The 22032-nt window shown below is 60.8% G+C and carries 15 protein-coding genes and 1 tRNA gene; 1 reads left to right on the forward strand and 15 read right to left on the reverse strand.

The features are described 5' to 3' along the window. Positions 1-2: 2 nt before the first annotated feature. Positions 3-1313 (forward strand): sodium:proton antiporter, encoded by a 1311-nt coding sequence (locus tag Q8L50_RS09530; protein ID WP_305348432.1) that lies wholly within the window; start codon positions 3-5, stop codon positions 1311-1313. Positions 1314-1455: 142 nt separating this feature from the next. On the opposite strand, the gene Q8L50_RS09535 is transcribed toward Q8L50_RS09530, so the two are convergent. The 15 genes from Q8L50_RS09535 to rpoB form a co-directional block, all read right to left on the reverse strand. Next, entirely contained in the window at positions 1456-2172 is a 717-nt protein-coding gene (locus Q8L50_RS09535) for an aspartate/glutamate racemase family protein (RefSeq protein WP_305348433.1), read from the reverse strand. 9 nt (positions 2173-2181) lie between these two features. Continuing rightward, positions 2182-3459 carry a dicarboxylate/amino acid:cation symporter gene (locus tag Q8L50_RS09540; protein WP_370869775.1) on the reverse strand — a complete coding sequence of 426 codons (1278 nt, stop codon included), beginning with the start codon at positions 3457-3459 and terminating at the stop codon, positions 2182-2184. Positions 3460-3479: 20 nt separating this feature from the next. Next, complete coding sequence (locus Q8L50_RS09545; protein WP_305348434.1) at positions 3480-4481, reverse strand: ABC transporter substrate-binding protein; 1002 nt, start codon at positions 4479-4481, stop codon at positions 3480-3482. Positions 4482-4529: 48 nt separating this feature from the next. After that, positions 4530-5210 (reverse strand): hypothetical protein, encoded by a 681-nt coding sequence (locus tag Q8L50_RS09550; RefSeq protein WP_305348435.1) that lies wholly within the window; start codon positions 5208-5210, stop codon positions 4530-4532. Positions 5211-5330: 120 nt separating this feature from the next. Next, positions 5331-5406 (reverse strand) — tRNA-Phe (locus Q8L50_RS09555). 18 nt (positions 5407-5424) lie between these two features. Then, positions 5425-6102, reverse strand: a complete 678-nt coding sequence (locus Q8L50_RS09560) for a response regulator (RefSeq protein ID WP_305348436.1) — start codon at positions 6100-6102, stop codon at positions 5425-5427. A gap of 67 nt (positions 6103-6169) precedes the next feature. After that, positions 6170-8443 carry an ATP-binding protein gene (locus Q8L50_RS09565; RefSeq protein ID WP_305348437.1) on the reverse strand — a complete coding sequence of 758 codons (2274 nt, stop codon included), beginning with the start codon at positions 8441-8443 and terminating at the stop codon, positions 6170-6172. Further along, entirely contained in the window at positions 8440-9111 is a 672-nt protein-coding gene (locus Q8L50_RS09570) for a DUF4390 domain-containing protein (protein ID WP_305348438.1), read from the reverse strand. The genes Q8L50_RS09565 and Q8L50_RS09570 overlap by 4 nt, the downstream gene beginning before the upstream one ends. Beyond that, positions 9092-10465 (reverse strand): 16S rRNA (cytosine(967)-C(5))-methyltransferase RsmB, encoded by a 1374-nt coding sequence (rsmB, locus tag Q8L50_RS09575; protein WP_305348439.1) that lies wholly within the window; start codon positions 10463-10465, stop codon positions 9092-9094. The genes Q8L50_RS09570 and rsmB overlap by 20 nt, the downstream gene beginning before the upstream one ends. A 179-nt stretch (positions 10466-10644) precedes the next feature. Beyond that, positions 10645-11919 carry an NAD(P)/FAD-dependent oxidoreductase gene (locus Q8L50_RS09580; RefSeq protein WP_305348440.1) on the reverse strand — a complete coding sequence of 425 codons (1275 nt, stop codon included), beginning with the start codon at positions 11917-11919 and terminating at the stop codon, positions 10645-10647. Positions 11920-11931: 12 nt separating this feature from the next. Continuing rightward, a complete protein-coding gene (locus Q8L50_RS09585; protein ID WP_370869776.1) occupies positions 11932-12258 on the reverse strand; it encodes a cytochrome c in 327 nt (108 codons plus the stop codon). A gap of 121 nt (positions 12259-12379) precedes the next feature. Next, positions 12380-13399 (reverse strand): M48 family metalloprotease, encoded by a 1020-nt coding sequence (locus Q8L50_RS09590; RefSeq protein WP_305348441.1) that lies wholly within the window; start codon positions 13397-13399, stop codon positions 12380-12382. 36 nt (positions 13400-13435) lie between these two features. Then, the gene (locus tag Q8L50_RS09595) at positions 13436-14029 is read right to left on the reverse strand and encodes a LemA family protein (protein WP_305348442.1); all 594 of its coding nucleotides are present in this window, start codon (positions 14027-14029) and stop codon (positions 13436-13438) included. 206 nt (positions 14030-14235) lie between these two features. Continuing rightward, the gene (gene rpoC / locus Q8L50_RS09600) at positions 14236-18447 is read right to left on the reverse strand and encodes a DNA-directed RNA polymerase subunit beta' (RefSeq protein WP_305348443.1); all 4212 of its coding nucleotides are present in this window, start codon (positions 18445-18447) and stop codon (positions 14236-14238) included. A 26-nt stretch (positions 18448-18473) separates the two neighbouring features. Continuing rightward, positions 18474-22032: DNA-directed RNA polymerase subunit beta (gene rpoB / locus Q8L50_RS09605; protein WP_305348444.1), on the reverse strand; the 3559-nt coding region annotated here is incomplete at its 5' end.

The raw sequence follows: 22032 nt of genomic DNA on the forward strand, positions 1-22032 counted from the left end.
ACATGAGTGAATCCCTGATTTTCACCTTGAGTTTCATCGTGGTCGGTGTGCTGCTGATTGTGATGACCATGAGCAGCTCCTTCATCGCCCGGCTGCCGCTCAGTGCTGCCATGCTTTATCTGATGGTGGGCGTGGGCATAGGGCCCGACGGGCTGGGGTTGCTGACACTGGACCCCTTGGTGGATGCGCGACTGCTGGAGCGGCTGACGGAAATCGCGGTGCTGATATCGCTGTTTACCGCCGGCATGAAGCTGGAGATGCCGCTGAGGGACCGGCAATGGCGCATCCCGTTGCAACTGGCCTCGGCGTCCATGCTGCTCACGGTGGCCGCCATCACCGCGCTGGGTGTCTGGGGCATGGGTTTGTCGCTGGGCGCTTCGGTGCTGCTGGGCGCAATTTTGGCACCCACCGATCCGGTGTTGGCTTCTGAAGTTCAGGTCTCTGACCCCGGCGACCGGGACAGGCTGCGTTTCGGGCTGACCGGCGAAGGTGGACTCAACGACGGCACCGCCTTTCCGTTTGTGATGCTCGGTCTGGGCTTGCTGTCACTGCACGATCTGGGCACCGGCGGCTGGCGCTGGTGGGCGGTCGATGTCGTCTGGGCTGTAACCGGCGGGCTGGCCATTGGCTACCTGCTGGGCGCCCTGGTAGGTCGGGCCATCTTGTACCTGCGAGCCCACCATAGCGAGGCCCTGGGCTCGGACGAATTTATTGCATTGGGGCTGATCGCACTTAGCTACGGCCTGGCGCTGCTGTGCCACACCTATGGTTTTCTGGCGGTTTTTGCTGCGGGGCTGGCATTGAGCCGCATCGATCTACCCGTTCCGCCCCCGGCCAATGCCAGTGCCGACGCACCGGCGCAGGCCACAGCCGAAGCGGCCCTCAAATCGTCACAGGCGCCGGCTCACATGATGCAGGCGGTGCAGCGCTTCAATGCACAGCTGGAGCGTTTTGCCGAAGTAGGCATTGTGCTGGCGGTGGGCGCCCTGCTGGCGGTGGTCGAGTTCCGCAGCGAGGTGTTGTGGTTCATCCCGGTGTTATTTCTCGTCATTCGACCGCTGGCGGTTTATCTGGGTCTGCTGGGCACAAAGGTGGCGGCGCCACAGCGGCGCCTGATCGCCTGGTTTGGCATACGTGGCATAGGCTCGATCTACTACCTGATGTATGCCATCACCCACGAGCTGGAACCCGCCCTGGCCAACCGGCTGCTGTCGATCACGCTGGCGGTGGTGGTGGCGTCGATAATCGCGCATGGGATCTCCGTCACGCCGCTGATGCAGCGCTACGAGAGGCGCAAGTCAGGCCGCCGGTAGAGTCCGGCCGCCCCCCGTCGAGGGCCTCTTCAATGCTATTGTTTTTATAGCGTATTTCGCCCATCGGGAAAGGGCTGAGGGCAGGTTTATCTGTCATTTTTCAGAAAACTGAACAGCGAAAGAGTGCCGCTGACGAAGTGGCTCAGGAATCCCATCCCGGCCTGTTCCATCCTCTGGCGAGGGCAAACGAGACGCTGGCTCGGGCCAGCTCCAGGGAACTGTCTATCAGCGCGAGCCCTCTTACGTCGGCGTACCGGCTCGCTATGGGTATCTCGGTACAGCCCAGGATCAGCAGGGTGGCGCCCTGTTGCACCACCTCAACGCAGGCCCGTGTGAGGTGCAGGCCGCCGGCCTCGAAGTTTCCTGCTTTGATCTCACGGATGCAGCTGTCCACCTCTGTCTGCCCACCGTCGGCGGCGGGCAGCAGGAAATCAATACCTCGCGCGAGAAGCTCACGCTGGTAAAAACCGGACTTCAAGGCACCTCGCGTCGAAAAAATGGCCACGCGCGGGTCACCAACAAGGGGAATGGCCTCTACACAGGTTTTGCCAATATGCAGCAAAGGGGCCTTGCTGCAGTTGCTCATTTCGTCAAACCAGTGGTGAGACGAATTGCAGGGTATGGCAATCACCCCTACACCGGCCTGGTTGAGCATTTGAATGCCCGCAAGCAACTGCGGCAAAGGGTCGCGCCCGTGGCCCAGAATGGCGCTGGAACGATCGTGAATATGCGGCAAGCTGGCGACGATGACCGGCAGGTGGTCCTGGTCTCTGAGCGCAGGTGTCAACTTGACAAGTTTGTCCAGAAAGTCGACGGTGGCCGAAGGCCCCATCCCGCCAAATACGCCAATTCTGGACATGCCGTGACCCTAAACCTTCAACGGTCGGGGGCAGATCAGCGCCACAGCCGCGTTGTTGCCAATCACCAGCACCAGGGTGCGCAGCATGTCGCAAATCGGGTCCACTGCCAGGAAGAGAATAAAGGCCGCTTCAAACGGAAGCCCCAAATAGCTACAGGTCAGGCCAACCAGCGAGACCGTCAGCAAACCCGTCATGCCGGCCGAAGCAAACCCGGCGAGGATGGACGCCGACAGTACCACCGCCAGTTCAGTCGGGCCCAGCGGCTTCCCATACAACTGGGCAATGAATACGGTAGCTGCCACGTAGTAGATCACCGGGCCGATACGCAGCAGCGACACGCTCAGCGGCACCATCAGCTCGACGCGTGAGCGCGCAAAACCAAGCCGGTCCGCCAGACTTTCAATCATGATGGGCATGCAGGCCGCGCTGCTGCGGGTGGCGAGAGCCAGGGCAAAAGGCCCCTTGAGCGCATCCAGCGTCTGGCCGAGTGAGGCGTTGGAGCGCTTCCAGATGATGATGGTCGCGAATGCCAACGCCAGCAGGGATGCCACGAGAAAGGCCAGTACAAACTGCGCCATGGCCTGTAACGGACCTATGCCGGTTTTTGCCATCTGCGCCGCGCTCATGCAAAAAAGAATGATGGGCAGCGGGTAGTTCAGCCAGCGCATCAGGGTCTGGCAGGAGTGATAAATGGTTTCCAGCGATTGGGTCAGTCCATCAGACACCCGCGATGGCACCTGCCCGACTGCGAATCCGAAAAGCAGTGCAAAAACCAGTGCCTTGAGGGTATCGCCACTGGCCAGTGCCGCAAAAATATTTGAAGGCACCAGGCTGACCAGCACCTCCGTGAAACTCACCGACTTGACAGGGGCATCGACGCCGCCCAGGCTCATCACCGTGTCACTGGAGCTCAGATCGCTGCCCACAATCTTGCCAAAAGTCTGCATGGTGTCGTTTGACAGGTTTTCGCCCGGCGCCATGACCAGCAGGGTCAACGCGCCGATCAAGGCAACCACCACCGAGAAAGCCGCAAACACCACCGTCACACGCGCTATAAGTCCGCCCGCACCGCCTTCACGAAACAGCCGCTGCAAACTGAAGATCACCGCCGACACCATGAAGGGCAGGGCAATCATCTTCAGCAAGTCAACATACACATCTCCCACGAAACCGAGCTTGAGACCCAGGCCGGGCAAATAAAGGCCGACCGCAAAACCCGTAGATATGCTGGCCAACACTACCCAAGGGTTGAGGGCGAACGTATACAGTTTTTGCAGATTGATCATCAGGGACCTTTGTTAATCCATTACCGGTCCAGCGCCTTCAGAACCTTGTCAATGGTCAGTTTTTCCGTACCTTCGGCCAAAAACTGGTTCACATAGGCAAGAAGAGTCGGGTCCTGAATGCCCACGGCAATGCCGAGCGTGTCTTCCAGATCCTTGAAGGTCACGGTGCGCAGCGTCAGGGACGCCGTAGGATCACTCTTCAAAATGCGTTTGATCTCGAACTCATCCCGATAGGCCGCCATGATCTGGCCTTTTTCAAGCGCCTTGAGCACATCGCCCCAGTTTGGAAACTCGCGCAGTTCCGACAAGGGGAAATTTTTTCCGGCGTAATCTGAAAACGATGATTTGGCGATCACCCCGATCGAGCCCTTGAACTCGCGAACCACGACGGGCAAGGGCCGGTCCCGCGCGAGCTCTGCAAACTTCACCCGGTTCAGGATGAAAGCGTGGTTCAGCCGGAGATAAGGCTCCGTGAAACTGATCATCTGCGCACGAGCCAGCGTACGGGAAAGTTTGCTGATGCCCAGGTCTGCCTCCCTGCGGGCCACCACGTCGACCACCTCATTGAATGTCCTGGCGCTGCGGTCAAACCTGACGTTGACTTTGAGTTCTTTGGCGATGGCCCTGGCAAGGTCCACTTCCAGCCCGACCAATTCGCCTTTTTTCACGTAGAAAAAAGGCGGCGTGTCCACACCCAGCATGGCCACGACCAGTTCACCACGGTTGACGATGCGGGCTATGCCCGGCGCCAGCATGCGGCCATCGGCCACCTTGACCAGGCCCGAAGGAAGTACGGTCGGCGCCGGACCTGCCTCTAACGGTGCGGCGGCCACTGCAGGCGCGCGCGCCACAGCAGGTCCGGCGGACCACGCCATACCGGCAAGCCCGCATAAGCCCAACAACATGAACGCTGGTATCAGCCATCCGTGCCGGCGTTGAGTACTGGAGTTTCTGGCCTGTGTGAGCAACATCGGCAGTTCCTGAATCGTCATCCGGGTGGTCCGCGCCAAAGTGTATTGCATTTGTTACCCAATTTGACGTCTGCAGAGCCGTGAAGCCGTGGCATAGATCTAACGCGGCAGCAGTCGTGAAATCGTAGCTGGCAAAACCCTCGATAACAGCAATTCAACTTGCTGCCGGAGCGCAACTTTCTCATGCTCCGAATATTCTGAAAACCCGTCCTTCACAGCAAACGTATTTTCAGAGCCTCGAAGGCAGGGGTACGAATCACCCAGGTCCCAGGCAAGGGATTTCCGGGTTGATACGTCATAGATATGCACCGCCAGCGACGAGTACACGCAGGTTCGCCCCAAACCGAAGAACATGCGCTCGTATAACCCGTATCCAGGCTGCATTTTGGGGAAGACGGTTTGCTCAGCAGCATGGACGACCACCAGGCGGTCAAAGCCCTGAGCCTTTGCAGCTTCCCAAATCGGGCTGCTGCTCAGGTAGCCAGGCTGTCCGGACGGCAATCCCGAGAGGTCCAGGGCTGCAACACCGAACGACCTGCCATGACTCAAATAGGAAACCACCGTGTCGTTGGCGAACTTGCTGATCTGCCAGTCCCCGGTTTCGCCCTTCGCGTAGCGGTTTGTAAATACCGTTGTACCTGCGGTAGTCAGATGGAATGTCGTCCCCAGGTCAGACACCACTCCCATGCGCTTTGTCGACGCCAACTCACTGAGTTGCATGGGCCCTGCACAGGCACTCAGCAAGATCGAAACCATTGCAAAAAACAGGAATCGCGTCATGCTGAGGCCCTCAAAAAAGCAGTTCACACGCACGGCAGGTGCCGATCGGGATTCTCTGCGAATCAGCCCGGATGTAGAAACGCCCCAGAACCCTAAAAGGGCGCTGGGGCGCATGGATGCTGGTGGCCTGGGGCGGAATCGAACCACCGACACAAGGATTTTCAATCCTCTGCTCTACCGACTGAGCTACCGGGCCTGAGCCTCAAATTATATATCAGGCTGCGCGCTTGCCCCGGGTCAGGTCCACGCCCAGCTGCTTGAGTTTGCGGTAAAGGTGGGTACGCTCCAGCCCGGTCTTTTCGGCCACGCGGGTCATGGAGCCGCCCTCTTTGGCGAGGTGAAACTCGAAGTAGGCTTTTTCAAACTCATCCCGCGCATCGCGCAACGGTTTCTCCAGCAGAAAACTCTGCGTGGCCTGCGGGCCCAGATCCATCGGCAGCGGCATGGCGGCGCCGGTCATGGCGGCCTCCAGGGTCAGTTCCACCGCATGCAGCAGGGCGGCGGGCGGGCTTGCCGGCTTGCGGCCTGCGGACTTTGTCAGCCCTTGTTCGACGGCTTTGAGCAGTTTTTGCAGGGTGATCGGCTTTTCCAGAAACGCCATGGCACCGATTTTGGTGGCCTCAACCGCTGTGTCTATGGTGGCATGGCCACTCATCATGATCACCGGCATGGTGAGCAGTCCGCTGGACGACCACTCCTTGAGCAAGGTAACGCCATCGGTGTCGGGCATCCAGATGTCGAGCAGCACCAGGTCGGGCCGGCTGCGGCTGCGTGCGGCGCGGGCCTGCGCAGCATTTTCTGCAAGCTCGATCTGATGCCCTTCGTCGTTGAGAATTTCAGAGAGCAAATCGCGTATGCCCAACTCGTCGTCAACTACCAGAATGTTTGCCATGATTGAATTGCTATCTCCGCCAGCAGTTATCGATTTTCGCGGCCGCAGACCGTCGCCCACAGTGTTGTTAAGTCACCACCGCGAATGATAACGATACTTGGGCGCCCTGAACGACGTCATTGACCACCCGGTTGGAAATATCAATGCGTGCGCCATGCTCGTCGGCAATTTTCTTGACCACTGCGAGGCCCAGGCCGGTGCCTTTGACCTTGGTGGTGACATAAGGCTCAAACGCCCGCTTGAGGATGTGTTCGGGGAAGCCGACACCGCTGTCACGTACGCTCAGGCGCACGCGCCGGGAGGTGGGGGAGTACTCGGTTTTGAGAACCACCTTGCCGTGGGGCCTGCCCTCCTGGGCGTCCTGGGCGTTTTGCAACAAGTTGTGTATGACCTGCCGAATCTGCTGCGCGTCGCCCTTGATGGCGGGGCAGTTGGTGTCCAGTTCCGTACAAACGGGTACCACGGCGTTGTCGCTGGCATAAAGCTGCATCACCTCAGTCACCAGCGCATTGAGGTCCAGCGGCATGAGTTCAGCCGCCGGCAGGCGCGCATAGTCCCGAAACTCATTGACCAGCCGTTTCATGGCATCGACCTGGTCCACAATCGTTTTGACCGACTTGGTCAACAGGATCTGCTCGGGCTCGCCGACCTTGCCGGTGAGCTTCATCTCCAGCCGCTCGGCCGACAGCTGAATCGGTGTCAGCGGATTTTTGATTTCATGGGCCAGCCTGCGCGCCACTTCGCCCCAGGCCTGGGCACGCTGGGCCGACACCATCTCTGAGACGTCGTCAAACACCAGCAGGCATTCGTCGCCGGGCATTTTGGCGCCGCGCGCGATCAGCGTGATGGCGTTGTCGGGCGAACCCGGTTGCGCGGTATTGAGTTCGAAGGACTGTTGCCAGTGCTCAATGCCGTGCAGCGTGTTCTCGCCAAAATAGGTGTCAAACTGCGCCTGTACACCCTGCGCAAATACCTCCAGGCCCGGGATGTCGCCCAGCGCGCGCCCGTGGTAAGCCGCCAGCGGCGCACGCAAAATCCGTGTGGCCCCGGGGTTGCTGGTCTGGATGCGCCCCTGAAGATCCAGCACCATGACTCCAGCGGTCAGGTTGTCCAGGATGGTCTGCAGGTTGGCGCGCGCCGCATCGACCTGGTCCATGCTTTTCTGGACCGCGCCACGCGCATCGGCAAGCTGTTGGGTCATGTCGGCAAAAGAGCGGGTCAAGCCGCCCAATTCGTCCTTGCCTTGCAGGGCCGCTTTGGGCGTGAGGTCGCCCTGCGCCACCTGGCGCACGCCCTCTGCCAGCAGCAGCAGGGGCCGCGCCAGCTGGTTGCCCAGCAGCACCGCCAGCAACACGGCGCCAAACACCGCCAAGAATAAACTGAGCGTGAGTGTGCCTATGTACATCTTGCGCAACCCGCCACGCGCCAAAGCACGCTCCTGGTACTCGCGGTTCGCCTCCTGCACGGCAATGGCGTTGGCGACCAGGGTGGCAGGAAGCACCTCGGTGACCTGCAGGTAACGGGTCTCGCTGAGCAGGCCGACATTGGGGTTGCTGATCAGGGCCAGGGCCTTGATGCGCGGCGTGGGGGCAGCGTCCCCGGACAGAGCGGGTTGCCCGCCCTCCGCGCCCGGCAGCGCCACCTCATCTAGCCCCTCGATCTGCGTGGCCACGCGCTGACTGCGGGCGCTGCGCAGCAGCTGCGCCGGCGGTCGTTCAGGTTTGAGCGAATAACGCGAGTCGCCGGCGCTGGCAATCAGCTGGCCGGAGGCTGTCCACAACACCACATCACTGACGCCAAGCTGCTCACGCAGGCGCTCCAGCGCCAGACCGGCTGAGGCATCGGGCGTCTGGGTCAGCTGGTTCGCAGCCACCCGGGTTTTGTTGGCCAGTTCGGTGGCCAGGGTATCCAGCGTGACTCGGCCCAGATTCAGGCCAGCGTCAAGCGCACCTTCCACCTTCACATCGAACCAGCTTTCGATCGAGCGCGACACAAACTGGTAAGACACCACATAAATCATCATGCCGGGCAGCAGACCGACCAGCGCAAAAATGGCGGCCAGCTTGACCAGCAGGCGGCTGCCAAACTTGCCTTTGCGCAAGCGCAGAAGCAGGCGCAGCACAATCCAGCCGATGACCAGCAGCAACAGCCCGGCCACCGCCACATTGAGACCGAACAGCAACACGTAGTTGCGCTCATAAAGCTCGCGGTTGCCGGTGGCCTGTGTCAGCAAAAACAGCAGTACCAAGCCCAAGGCGGCCATGGTGCCTACACCCACACCCACTGTCCAGCGGAAAGCCCGGCTGGTTTTCAGTGGCGACGCAGCGCCCTCGCCGCTCACTTGACCGCCTCTTTGGCCGGCTCTCTGGCGCTGTCCCTGCCGGCATCTTTCGGCGCTTCCCGGACGGCCTCGACGATGAGTTCGCGTTGGGTCTCGACGGCGATGGCCCAGTCCTTTTGACCGGCCACGCCTATCTGGAACGGCCGTGGCAACTGAGACAAGTCCAGCCGGAAACGAAACTCCACCTTGTGCCGGACATCGGCATCCACCTCAGCCGCATCGGCAATGCGCCACCGCGAGAGGCGCTGGATCGAACTGATGGCGTCAGGCAGGCTGTCGTAGTGCTGGCTGAAGGAGGCACGCAGTCCGGTAACGCTGATCGCGCCGGGCAACACATTGAGACGCCAGCGCCGCGTCAGCGGTTGGTACGCCAGGCGCATGGTGCGCGTTGCTGTGGTGACGCGTTTGTCGTACCAGTACCAGCGGTCACGGTAAATGTCTGCTTCGGCCACAAAAAACATCGGAATGCCCTTGAGCATGGCGTCTTCCACCACCGCAGGCACTTCGAACTGGACGCTGGCCGAGAGGTAAACGCCCTCTTCAGAGCGATCCATCTTCAGTTGTGTGAATTCGGTCGCCAGCGCCGCCTGCCCGGCCGGAAACACCAGAGCGAAAAGACACCACGCCAGCAGGCTGCGCAGTGCCGCCTCAGGCGTTGCGTTTTTCAAAAACCGCGTAATAAAATCCGTCGTGCTCACCCTGCAAATTGTCCGGGAAGACCGCTTGCCCTACCCCACTTTGGGGCAGCAAATGACCGGGAGACGGCATGAAACAGGCATCTGTGTGGTGCGTAACAAACGTTTGCGCCTGCTGCTCGCCTTCCGCCCTGAAAATCGAGCAGGTGCAATAGAGCAGCCGGCCGCCTGGCCGCAGCAGGGGCCACAGGGCTTCGAGCAGGCGGGCCTGCGTGTTTGCCAGTTGCGCAATGTCCGTCGGGCGGCGCAACCAGCGCACGTCTGGGTGGCGCCGCACAATGCCCGATGCGGTACACGGCGCGTCTAGCAGGATGCCGTCGTAAGCCCGGCCATCCCACCAGTCCTGGGGCCGCGCCGCGTCGCCGACCCGGATATCGGCCTGCAAACCCAGGCGCTGCAAATTTTGCGTAATGCGCGCGCAGCGCCGGGCGTCGATGTCCAGCGCGGTGAGTTCACAGTCGGCCAGTTCCAGCAGGTGTGCGGTTTTTCCGCCAGGCGCGGCGCAGGCGTCGAGCAGCCTGAGGCGGCCAGTCGCACTGGCTGTGAGTCCTTCGAGCAGCAGCGGCGCAGCCATCTGGGCAGCGGCATCCTGTACCGAAAAATGCCCTTCTGCAAAACCCGGCAGCGACGGCACCGCCTGTGCATGGGCCAGCACGACCCCCTGCTTGCCCACCGGACTTGCTCTTATATTTATAGCTGTCAGCGCACGCAGGTAAAGGGCTTGAGTCGTTTTTCGCTCATTGATACGCAGAATCAGCGGCGCGCGGCTGTTGTTGGCCTGCAGGATGGTCTGCCAGGACGTGGGGTGGTCCTTGCGCACCCGGTCAATCCACCACTGCGGGTGGTTCCACACCGCCTGCGGACTTTTTTCGGTCGACGCCATGAGCGCGTCGCGTTCTCGCAGGAAGCGCCGCAGGCAACCGTTGATGAAGCTGGCCTGATGCACCGTGCTTTCGCTGCGTTTGGCGGCCTCTACCGCCTGATCAACCAGCGTGTATGCGGTATAAGCAGGGCCGTCGGCTCGTTCACCGCCGTCCGCAGCAGCGCCCTCGGAAGCCCCTTCAGGGCAAGCCAGCGCAAGCGCTACACACAGCAGAGCGTCTGCCTCGGGCGGGGGCGGACGTTTGACCAGTTGCTGGCGCAGCGCTTCGGCCCGGCCCAGCCAGCGCAACACATGAAAACCCAGTGCCTGCACGCCGGGGCGCAGCGAACTGTCTACGTCCTCGAGCGCAGCTGTCATGGACTGGCCGTCACGAACGGCCATCAGCAGGGAAGCAGCGCCCTGAAGCTGGCGCCACAGGGGGATTTGGGAAGGGTTGTCTTGCATGGAACTCAGATATGCGCCCGAAGCGGACGCCCAAGCCGTATTAGACCAGCCGCGAGCACCCACCCAAGAGCTAGTCCGAATTGCAAGAAGGTGCCGCGGGACCGGCTTTGCCGGACCGCAGGCGCAGCGGCCCCCGCGGGGGGCAGGGCGTTACGCGAAGCGAACGACCTTGGGGGCCATCAGACCAGCGTGTCCGCCCAGATGTTGCTGGCCCAGTTCAGCGCATAAACGCCTTCCAACTCGGTCGGACCGGTGCTGACACCGCCCGAGCCGGCCACGGTCTTGAAAGTTTTCTCGGCCGCCACGTATTCGTGCACGCTGGCCACATGCACCACGTTTTTGTTGTCCACAAAGCTGTAGCAGGTGTTGGTCAGCATGGGGGCGGGGTTGACCTCCCAGCCAGAAAGCTGCGCCACGATGGCTGCGGCGGCGACCTTGCCGTGGCTGTTGGCCATGTGGCCGCTTTTTGGCATGGCCGGTGCGATCTGGATGGAGTCACCCAGCACAAACACGTCTTTGGCCGCAGTGGACTCAAAGGTCTGGTAGTTGACGCCACACCAGCGGCTGTTGGCCATGTTGTTCAGCCCCGACTGCACCGCGATGGTGCCGGCACGCATGGACGGCAGGGCGTTGATGACGCTGGCCTTGACATCTTCCTGCACGTCAAACTTGATGACGCCGGCTTTCGCATCCACCGCCGTGGCCTTGTGCTGACCGCGGTATTCGACGATGCCCTTGTACTGCTCTGCCCAGACTTTTTTGAACAGCGGTCCCTTGGAGGTGACATCGGGATTGGCATCGAGGATCAGCACCTTGCTGCGCGGCTTGGCGGCCTTGAAGTAACCGGCAATCACCGAAGCGCGTTCATACGGGCCGGGCGGGCAGCGATACGGAGCCTCCGGGATCGTGATGGCAAAAACGCCGCCATCGGGCATGGCCTCTAGCTGCTTGCGCAGCGCAAGTGTCTCGGGGCCGGCTTTCCACGCCTGCAAGATCTGGCCCGCGGCCTGCGCCTGTTGCAGGCCTTCAATGCTGCCGTACATCAGGTCAACGCCGGGGGACACGACCAGCTTGTCGTACGCAATGGTGGCACCGCCGGCGAGTGTGACGGTTTTTCTGGCGGTATCAATCGCGCTGGCCATGTCGCGCACCACCGTAACACCGTGGTTTTTGGACAGACCGGTATACGGGGTGGTGATGTCACCCATCTGTTTTGCGCCGGCCAGGACCAGATTGGAAATCGGGCACGAGATAAACGCCGCCTGCGGCTCAATCAGGACCACATCGATTTTGTAATCAGACAGCAGGCGCACATATTTGGCGGCGGTGGCGCCGCCGTAGCCGCCGCCTATCACCACCACTTTGGCCTTGGCAGGAATCGAGGTGGTGGCGCAGGCGCCCAGGCCAAGCAGGCTCAGTGCGGCGGAAGACTGGAGGAAGGAGCGTCTTTGCATGAATGTTCTCCCTTATTTTTTCTGTGCGGCAAAGTAGCCGGCCAACACATCAATCTGGGCGTCGCTGTAACCCTTGCTGATCTGGTGCATCACCGTGGCCGGCCGCGCGCCGGTCTTGAAGGCAGTGAGCTGGGTCACAAGATAGTTTTTATCCATGCCGGCAATCGACACCACGGTAGAGCCCTGTACCGCCCTGCCGTCGGTGCCATGGCAATTAGCGCAGGTGGCCGCGAGGCTGCGCACATACAAGGCTTGAGCTGGTGTGCTTTGAGCGTGAACCAGGGTAGACGCAGCGAGCGTACTCAACGCCAGCGCCAGAGTGGGTAGGACGGTCTTCACGGCTTCTCCTTGCAGTTGCTACAAACATTCAATTTAACGCGCCACGGCAGGCGGGCCATAGGGAGTATCCAGTACAAAGCGGGCCACAGTCCACCCGCCGTTCGAACGTTTGGTAATGTGCTTATTCGCCAGTGTCTTTACGCGCAACCTCGCCCCAGGGATCAGCCATGCCCTGTTTCTGGTCGTCGTTCAGCGTCGGCATGGTCCGGCCATAAATGCGGCGAATACGCTCGGCCAGCGGTGGATGCGAGTCCAGCCAATGTGCCCTGGCCCCACCCGCCACCAGCAACATGTGCTGCACGGCCGGGTGCAGGCTGGGCATGGCTACCCCTCCTTGGGCTCTGGCCACTTTGCGCAATACGCCCCCCAGGCCGTCCTTGCTGCGTGTGAACTGGACGGCACGCGCATCAGCAAGAAATTCGCGTTGCCGCGACACGGCCGCCTTCAGCGCCCTGCCCGCCAGCCAGCCCAGAAAACCGGCAGCCATGATGGCCAGCCCGGGCAGCGCTAGCGCCGAGCGCTGGCCGTTGTCGCCGCGCTCGCACATGCCCACGCCGAGGTTAAAAATCATCTCCAGCCCGAAGACCATGCCCGCCAGCCGCATGTTCAGGCGCGTATCGCCCTCCCGGATATGGCTCAGCTCATGGGCCACCAGCCCCTGAAGTTCGTCGCGGGTCAAACCGTCCAGGGCGCCGCGCGTGACGGCAATCACTGCGTCATCCTCATCCCAGCCGGCCGCGAAGGCATTAATGCTGTTAACCTTGTCCAGCACCATGACCTGTGGCACCGCCATACTGGCGGCAATCGCCAGCTCGCTGGCAATGTTGCACAGCTTCTGCTCCTCCAGGCGGCTGGCCGGCCAGGCCTTCCGCGCGCCCGCGCGCCGTGCCAGCTTTTCACCGCCGCCGTGCAGGCTGGAGGTTTCCAGCAACCAACCGCCGAGCACAAAAACCAGGGTCATCACTGTGTTGACCGTGAAGAAGTAAGCCGGGTAGCTGCTGAAGCCGGGCGTGACCAGCCGCCAGGTCAAGGCCAGTGCGGCATTGATGGCCAGCACCAGCGCAAGGACCGCAAGCGCAAACAACAGCAACAGCTGCCGCGTGCGGGCGCGTGCCTCGTCCTGCTGCTCAAAAAAACGCACTGCGGCGGGCTTTCGAGTCGACCGGCCTGTGTCGCACTAGATCTGGATGCGCACGGCTTGCCGCTCCACCACGCTCTCGGTGGCCTGCAGCATGGCCGAAGGTGCGAAGCCAAACAGGCGCGCAATCAGCAGCGTGGGAAATTGCGCCTGCGCGTTGTTGTAGTCGAGTACCGAGTCGTTGTAGGCCTGGCGTGCAAATGCGATTTTGTTTTCGGTGCTGGTCAACTCTTCGCTGAGCTCGCGGATGGTCGCGTCGGCCTTGAGTTCCGGGTAAGCCTCCGCCAGGGCAAACAGACGCCCCAGGCTGCTACCCAGTGCCTGCTCAGCCACTGCCAGCGCCATGACTTCCGGCGCATGGGTGGGCCGGCTGCGTGCCGCGTCACTGGCCGCGCGGGCCTGGTTGCGCGCCGCAATCACTGCCTCAAGCGTCTCCCGCTCGTGCAGCAAGTATTTTTTGGCGGCTTCGACGAGGTTGGGAATCAGGTCGTAGCGGCGCTTGAGCTGCACATCGATTTGCCCAAAAGCATTGGCGATGATGTTTTTCAGTCGCACCAAACGGTTGTAGGCACCGACGGCCCAGAACAACAACAAGGCGAATACGGCGATCAGGACCAGGGACTGGGTGGACATGGCAACGTTTCTCCTAGAACAGCGACAGTGCTGCGGCCATCAAACGGACACGCGACTTTAGCCGACAAGTGCGGGCCTTGTACAGCGAGAAGGGCGCCAATGGCACCAGCGGGCTTCAGTTTTCTGAATTAACAATGAAAAATGCCCCACGCCCTTTATTCAAGAGCGTGAGGCGCTACGCTTTTTATAGCGTGTGAAAACAGCAATTATTCGCTGGCTGCACCTTCACTGCTGGCTTCGGGCAGGGCTTCGAGTTCCGCCGCTTCGGCCTCAGCAATGGCACGGCGCTCGGCGTCGTCCATCTGGTCCTTGGCTTTGCGTGCCTCGTGATAGGCCATGCCGGTACCGGCGGGAATCAGTCGTCCGACGATCACGTTTTCTTTCAGGCCGCGCAGCTCGTCGCGCTTGCCCATGATGGCAGCCTCGGTGAGCACGCGGGTGGTTTCCTGGAAGGAAGCCGCAGAAATGAACGAGTCGGTGGACAGCGATGCCTTGGTGATACCGAGCAGCAGGTTGCTGAAGGTGGCCGCAATCTTGCCCTCTGCACGCAGCGCGTCGTTGGCATCCAGAATGACGGAACGCTCAACTTGCTCACCGGCGATGTAGCTGGACTCCCCGACGTTTTCAACCACAACACGGCGCAGCATCTGGCGAACAATCACCTCGATGTGTTTGTCGTTGATCTTCACGCCCTGCAGGCGGTAAACGTCCTGCACTTCATCGACGATGTAGCGGGCCAATTCTTCCATGCCCAGCAGGCGAAGAATGTCTTGCGGATCGGCCGGGCCGTCCACAATGCTCTCACCCTTGTTCACCACCTGGCCCTCGTGCACCAGGATGTTTTTCTCTTTCGGGACCAGGTCTTCCCAGACCTTGCCTTCAGGATCGGTGATCTGCAGGCGAACCTTGCCTTTGGTCTCTTTACCAAACGACACGGTACCGGTCATCTCTGCCAATGTACCTTTGTCTTTCGGCGTACGGGCTTCAAACAGCTCGGCCACACGCGGCAGACCGCCGGTGATGTCCCGCGTTTTCTGGCCTTCGACCGGAATACGCGCCAGCACCTCGCCGGGGCCCACATCCTGGCCGTCACGCACCTGAACCAGCGCACCCACCTGGAAGCCGATCGTCACCGAGTGATCGGTGCCAGGGATCTTGACTTCCTGGCCAGCGGCATCAATCAGTTTGACCTGCGGCCGGACGACCTTGGTCGCGCCGCGACGCTTCGGATCGATCACCACCAGCGTGGACAGACCAGTCACCTCGTCGAGCTGCTTGGCCACCGTCACGCCTTCTTCCACATTCTCGAAGAGCACCTTGCCGGCGAACTCGGTAATGATGGGGCGGGTCAGTGGATCCCAGTTGGCCAGAATCGCGCCAGCCTTGATCTGCTGATCGGCCTTCACCGACAGGATGGCGCCGTAAGGCACCTTGTGGCGCTCACGCTCACGGCCATGCTCGTCGTGAATCACGATTTCGCCGGAACGGGCGATCACCACCAACTCACCCTTGCTGTTGGTCACATAACGCATCGGTGCATTGAAGCCGATCACGCCGTTGGACTTGGCCTCAACGCTGGACGCAATCGCTGCGCGAGATGCAGCACCACCGATGTGGAAGGTCCGCATCGTCAGCTGCGTGCCTGGCTCGCCGATCGACTGCGCGGCGATGATACCGACCGCTTCGCCGATGTTGATCAGGCCACCACGGCCCAGATCGCGACCGTAACACTTGGCGCACAGGCCAAAGCGGGTTTCGCAGGTCAGAGCCGTACGCACCTTGACTTCGTCAACGCCAGCAACTTCCAGCTCATCGATCAGATCTTCATCCAGCATGACACCGGACTTGGCCAGGACCGAGCGGTTCTCAGGGTGCAGGATGTCCTCGACTGCGGTGCGACCCAGGATACGGTCGCGCAGCGATTCGATGACCTCACCGCCTTCGACAATGGCGCGCATCACCGAGCCGTCCTGCGTACCGCAATCGTCCTGCGTCACCACCAGGTCCTGCACCACATCGCAAAGGCGACGTGTCAGGTAACCGGAGTTGGCGGTTTTCAGTGCCGTGTCGGCCAGACCTTTCCGAGCGCCGTGGGTGGAGATGAAATACTCCAGCACGTTCAGGCCTTCACGGAAGTTGGCTGTGATGGGCGTTTCGATGATGGAGCCGTCCGGCTTGGCCATCAAACCGCGCATGCCGGCCACCTGGCGAATCTGCGCCGCAGAACCACGGGCGCCGGAGTCGGCCATCATGTAGATGGAGTTGAATGACTCCTGCTCGACTTCCTTGCCATGGCGGTCAATGACTCTTTCTTTCGAAAGCTGGGCCATCATGACTTTGGAAACCTCGTCACCCGACTTGCCCCAGATGTCCACTACCTTGTTGTAACGCTCACCGGCCGTCACCAGACCCGAGACATACTGCTGCTCGATCTCTTTGACTTCCTTCTGGGCGCGCGCGATGATGCTCGGCTTTTCCTTGGGTATCAGCATGTCGTCGATGCAGATGGAAATACCGGCCTTGGTCGCCAGGCGGAAACCCGACTGCAGCAGCTTGTCTGCAAACACGACGGTCTCTTTCAAACCGCATTTGCGGAAAGACACGTTGATGAGTTTGGAGATTTCCTTCTTCTTCAGCGCCTTGTTGATGTTGGCAAACGGCAGGCCCTTGGGCAGGATTTCCGACAGCAGAGCCCGGCCACCGGTGGTTTCCCACAGCTTGGTCGAAGCCGTGAACTCACCGGTTTCCTTATTCTTGGTGTACTCGGTCAGGCGCACGCTGATGCGGGCGTTCAGGTCGAGCTCACCCGCGTCAAAAGCGCGACGAACTTCGCCGGTGTCAGAGAACACCAGACCTTCGCCCTTGCCGTTGGTGCGTTCGCGGGTCGTGTAGTACAAACCCAGCACCACGTCCTGCGACGGAACAATGGAAGGCTCGCCGCTGGCAGGGAACAGGATGTTGTTCGAAGCCAGCATCAGGGTGCGGGCTTCCATCTGTGCTTCCACCGACAGGGGTACGTGCACCGCCATCTGGTCACCGTCAAAGTCGGCGTTAAAAGCCGAGCAAACGAGTGGGTGCAGCTGGATGGCTTTGCCTTCGATGAGGATAGGCTCAAACGCCTGAATGCCCAAACGGTGCAGCGTAGGCGCACGGTTCAACATCACCGGGTGCTCTTTGATCACCTCTTCCAGGATGTCCCAGACGACTGGCGTGCCGGATTCAACTTCTTTCTTGGCGGCCTTGATGGTGGTCGCGATGCCCATGGCCTCCAGGCGCGAGAAGATGAAAGGCTTGAACAGCTCCAGAGCCATCAGCTTGGGCAAGCCGCACTGGTGCAGCTTGAGCGTCGGGCCCACGGTAATGACAGAGCGGCCAGAATAGTCGACGCGTTTGCCCAGCAAGTTCTGGCGGAAACGGCCTGACTTGCCTTTGATCATGTCGGCCAAAGACTTGAGCGCGCGCTTGTTGGCGCCCGTCATGGCCTTGCCACGGCGTCCGTTGTCCAGCAGCGAGTCCACAGCTTCCTGCAGCATGCGCTTTTCATTGCGGGCAATGATTTCCGGCGCTTTCAGCTCCAGCAAGCGGCGCAGGCGGCTGTTGCGGTTGATGACACGGCGGTACAAGTCATTCAAGTCGGAGGTCGCAAAACGGCCGCCGTCGAGCGGCACCAGCGGACGCAGGTCAGGCGGCAGCACTGGCAGCACGTCGAGCACCATCCAGTGCGGCTTGATACCGGACTTCTTGAACGCCTCCATCAATTTCAGACGTTTGGCGTTTTTCTTGATCTTGATCTCTGAACCGGTCAGGTCATTGCGCAGCTTGTTGATCTCGTCGTCGAGGTCCAGGCCCTCAAGCAGATCCTTGATGCCTTCGGCGCCCATCTTGGCTGTGTACTCGTCACCGTACTCCTTGCGCTTGGCGTCGTAGTCGTCCTCGGACATGATGCTGAATTTCTTCAGTGGGGTCATGCCGGGGTCGGTCACCACATAAGCTTCAAAATAGAGCACGCGTTCGATGTCGCGCAGGGTCATGTCGAGCACCAGGCCCAGACGCGACGGCAGCGACTTCAGGAACCAGATGTGTGCGCACGGAGCGGCCAGGTCGATGTGACCCATGCGCTCACGGCGAACTTTGGTTTGCGTAACTTCAACGCCGCACTTCTCGCAGATGACGCCGCGGTGCTTGAGGCGCTTGTACTTGCCGCAGAGGCACTCGTAATCCTTGATGGGGCCAAAAATCTTGGCGCAAAAAAGACCGTCGCGCTCTGGCTTGAAGGTGCGGTAGTTGATGGTTTCAGGCTTCTTCACTTCGCCGAAAGACCACGAGCGGATCTTCTCGGGCGAGGCCATGCCGATCTTGATGGCATCAAAATGCTCATCCGGCGTGAATTGCTTGAACAGGTCGAGTAACGATTTCATGTGTAAATCCTTTTCTTGTCCGCTGTTTAGCTGCGTTCGAGTTCGATGTCGATGCCGAGCGAACGAATCTCTTTGACCAGCACGTTGAACGACTCCGGCATGCCGGCCGTGATCGCGTGCTCGCCCTTGACGATGCTTTCGTAAACCTTGGTACGGCCCACCACGTCGTCGGACTTGACGGTGAGCATTTCCTGCAAGGTGTAAGCCGCGCCATAAGCTTCCAGCGCCCAGACCTCCATCTCGCCGAAGCGCTGTCCGCCGAACTGCGCCTTGCCGCCCAAAGGCTGCTGCGTGACCAGCGAGTACGGGCCAGTGGAACGTGCGTGCATCTTGTCGTCCACCAGATGGTGAAGTTTCAGAACGTGCATGTAGCCCACCGTGGTAGTGCGCTCGAATTGGTCACCGGTGCGGCCGTCGTACAACTGGGCCTGAGTACGGGTTGCCGTCAGGGCTTTCGCCTTGGCGATGTCGTCCGGGTAGGCCAGTTGCAGCATGGCCATGATCTCGGCTTCCGATGCGCCGTCGAACACGGGGGTTGCAAAAGGCACGCCAGTGGACAGGTTGCCCGCCATCTCGATGACTTCCGAATCCGACAGTTTGCCCAGGTCTTCCTGGCGGCCTGACTTGTTGTACAGCGTTTCCATGAATTTGCGCACTTCAGCCACCTTGGCTTCGGCTTGCAGCATGTCACCGATACGCTGGCCCAGGCCTTTGGCGGCCCAGCCCAGATGCACTTCCAGCACCTGGCCGACGTTCATGCGCGAAGGCACGCCCAGCGGGTTCAGCACGATGTCGCACGGTGTGCCGTCGGCCATGTAGGGCATGTCTTCAACCGGGACGATCTTGGAGACCACCCCCTTGTTGCCGTGGCGGCCAGCCATCTTGTCACCGGGTTGCAGGCGGCGCTTGACGGCCAGGTAAACCTTGACCATCTTCAGCACGCCAGCAGGCAGTTCATCGCCCTGCGTCAGCTTCTTGCGCTTTTCCTCGAAAGCCAGGTCAAAGCTGTGGCGTGTCTGCTCCATCGAGTTCTTGATGCTCTCGAGCTGCGAAGCCACTTCGTCGTCCGCCGGGCGGATGTCAAACCAGTGGTACTTCTCGACGTCGGCCAGGTAGGCCTTGTCGATTTTGGTGCCTTTGGCCAGCTTCTTCGGACCACCGTTGGCGACCTTGCCATTGAGCAGTTTCTCGATACGGTCAAACGCGTCAGCTTCCACGATACGCAGCTGGTCGTTCAGGTCCAGGCGGAAACGCTTGAGCTCGTCGTCAATGATCTGCTGGGCGCGCTTGTCGCGCACAATGCCTTCACGCGTGAAAACCTGCACGTCGATGACGGTGCCTTGCGATCCCTGGCTCACGCGCAGCGAGGTGTCTTTCACATCACTGGCTTTTTCGCCGAAGATGGCGCGCAGCAGTTTTTCTTCCGGTGTCAGCGTGGTCTCGCCCTTTGGCGTGACCTTGCCGACCAGCGTGTCGCCCGGCTGGACTTCAGCGCCGACATAAATAATGCCGGATTCGTCCAGGCGGTTGAGCTGCTGCTCGGACAGGTTGGGGATGTCGCGGGTGATCTCTTCCGAGCCCAGCTTGGTGTCGCGTGCCATCACGACGAGTTCCTCGATGTGAATCGAGGTGTAGCGGTCTTCGGCCACCACACGCTCTGAAATCAGGATCGAATCCTCGAAGTTGTAACCGTTCCAGGGCATGAAGGCCACCAGCATGTTCTGGCCCAGGGCCAGCTCGCCGATGTCGGTCGATGCGCCGTCTGCAATCACATCACCCTTGGCCAGCTTGTCGCCCATCTTGACGATGGGGCGCTGGTGGATGTTGGTGTTCTGGTTGGAACGCTGGTACTTGATCAGGTTGTAGATGTCCACACCCACTTCACCAGCCTGCGCTTCTGCGTCGTTGACGCGAACCACAATGCGGGTGGCATCGACATAGTCCACCACGCCGCCGCGGGTGGCGGTGACGACGGTGCCCGAATCGATCGCGGAGACGCGCTCAATACCCGTGCCGACGAAGGCTTTTTCAGGACGCAGCACAGGCACCGCCTGGCGCTGCATGTTGGCACCCATCAGTGCGCGGTTGGCATCGTCGTGCTCGAGGAACGGAACCAGCGAGGCAGCCACCGACACGATCTGCGCAGGTGACACGTCCATGTACTGGATGCGCTCGGCACCGACCAGCACCGACTCGCCGTTTTCGCGTGCTGAAACCAGATCGCCAGTCAGCTTGCCGGAACCGTCGAGCAGCGCATTGGCCTGGGCAATCACATACTTGCCCTCTTCAATGGCAGACAGGTAGTCGATCTGGGTGGTGATCTTGCTGTCGATCACGCGGCGGTACGGTGTTTCGATGAAGCCGTACTCGTTCAAACGGGCGTACAGCGCCAGCGAATTGATCAGGCCGATGTTCGGGCCTTCAGGCGTTTCAATCGGGCAGACCCGGCCGTAATGGGTCACATGCACGTCACGCACTTCAAAGCCGGCACGTTCACGCGTCAAACCACCGGGGCCAAGGGCCGATACACGGCGCTTGTGGGTGATCTCGGACAGCGGGTTGGTCTGGTCCATGAACTGCGACAGCTGCGATGCGCCGAAGAACTCCTTCAGCGCGGCAGAAATCGGCTTGCTGTTGATCAGGTCGTGCGGCATCAAAGGCTCTTGCTCGGCCTGGCCCAGACGCTCTTTCACGGCTTTTTCGATACGCGCCAGACCGGTGCGGTACTGGTTCTCTGCGAGTTCGCCGACACAACGAACGCGGCGGTTGCCCAGGTGGTCGATGTCATCGACTTCGCCATTGCCGTTGCGCAGGTCGACAAGGATCTTGACCACAGCGAGGATGTCCTCGTTGGTCATGACCATCGGACCGGTGGAAGAGTCGCGGCCCACGCGGGCGTTGAACTTCATGCGGCCGACCTTGGACAGGTCGTAGGTGTCCGGGTTGTAGAACAGGCGCTGGAACAGGGCCTGAACGGCGTCTTCCGTCGGCGGCTCGCCGGGGCGCATCATGCGGTAGATGGCAACACGGGCCGCAAACTCGTCGGCCGTTTCATCGGCGCGCAGGGTTTGCGAAATATACGCACCCTGATCCAGTTCGTTGGTGTACAGAACCTGCAGGTCCTGCACGCCAGCGAGGCGCAGCTTTTTCAACAGCAACTCGGTCAACTCGTCGTTGGCCTTGGCAATGATCTCACCCGTCTCGGCGTCCACTATGTTCTTGGCGACCACGCGGCCGATCAGGAAATCTTCAGGAACGCTGATCGTCGATGTGCTGCTCTGCTCGAGCTCACGTGTGTGGCGCACCGTGATGCGTTTGTCCTTGGCAACAACAACCTTGCCATTTTTGTCGGTGATGTCAAAACGCGCGACCTCGCCGCGCATACGCTCGGCGACAAATTCCATCTGCGCGCCACTGTCCATCAGGCGGAAGTTGTCGAACACGAAGAAGTTCGCCAGGATGGACTCGGGGTTCAGGCCAATGGCCTTGAGCAAAATCGTGACCGGCATTTTGCGGCGGCGGTCGACACGGAAGTACAGCACGTCCTTCGGGTCGAACTCGAAGTCCAGCCAGGATCCGCGGTAA

The organism is Polaromonas sp. (genome assembly GCF_030680935.1).
In the GTDB taxonomy this organism is placed as follows: domain Bacteria; phylum Pseudomonadota; class Gammaproteobacteria; order Burkholderiales; family Burkholderiaceae_C; genus Polaromonas.

Coding starts and splice junctions, on each gene's coding strand:
- rsmB (WP_305348439.1), bottom strand. CDS start 10,465: ATGCAAGACAACCCTTCCCAAATCCCCCTGTGGCGCCAGCTTCAGGGC.
- Q8L50_RS09580 (WP_305348440.1), bottom strand. CDS start 11,919: ATGCAAAGACGCTCCTTCCTCCAGTCTTCCGCCGCACTGAGCCTGCTT.
- Q8L50_RS09550 (WP_305348435.1), bottom strand. CDS start 5,210: ATGACGCGATTCCTGTTTTTTGCAATGGTTTCGATCTTGCTGAGTGCC.
- Q8L50_RS09560 (WP_305348436.1), bottom strand. CDS start 6,102: ATGGCAAACATTCTGGTAGTTGACGACGAGTTGGGCATACGCGATTTG.
- Q8L50_RS09545 (WP_305348434.1), bottom strand. CDS start 4,481: ATGCAATACACTTTGGCGCGGACCACCCGGATGACGATTCAGGAACTG.
- Q8L50_RS09540 (WP_370869775.1), bottom strand. CDS start 3,459: ATGATCAATCTGCAAAAACTGTATACGTTCGCCCTCAACCCTTGGGTA.
- rpoC (WP_305348443.1), bottom strand. CDS start 18,447: ATGAAATCGTTACTCGACCTGTTCAAGCAATTCACGCCGGATGAGCAT.
- Q8L50_RS09595 (WP_305348442.1), bottom strand. CDS start 14,029: ATGTCCACCCAGTCCCTGGTCCTGATCGCCGTATTCGCCTTGTTGTTG.
- Q8L50_RS09530 (WP_305348432.1), top strand. CDS start 3: ATGAGTGAATCCCTGATTTTCACCTTGAGTTTCATCGTGGTCGGTGTG.
- Q8L50_RS09535 (WP_305348433.1), bottom strand. CDS start 2,172: ATGTCCAGAATTGGCGTATTTGGCGGGATGGGGCCTTCGGCCACCGTC.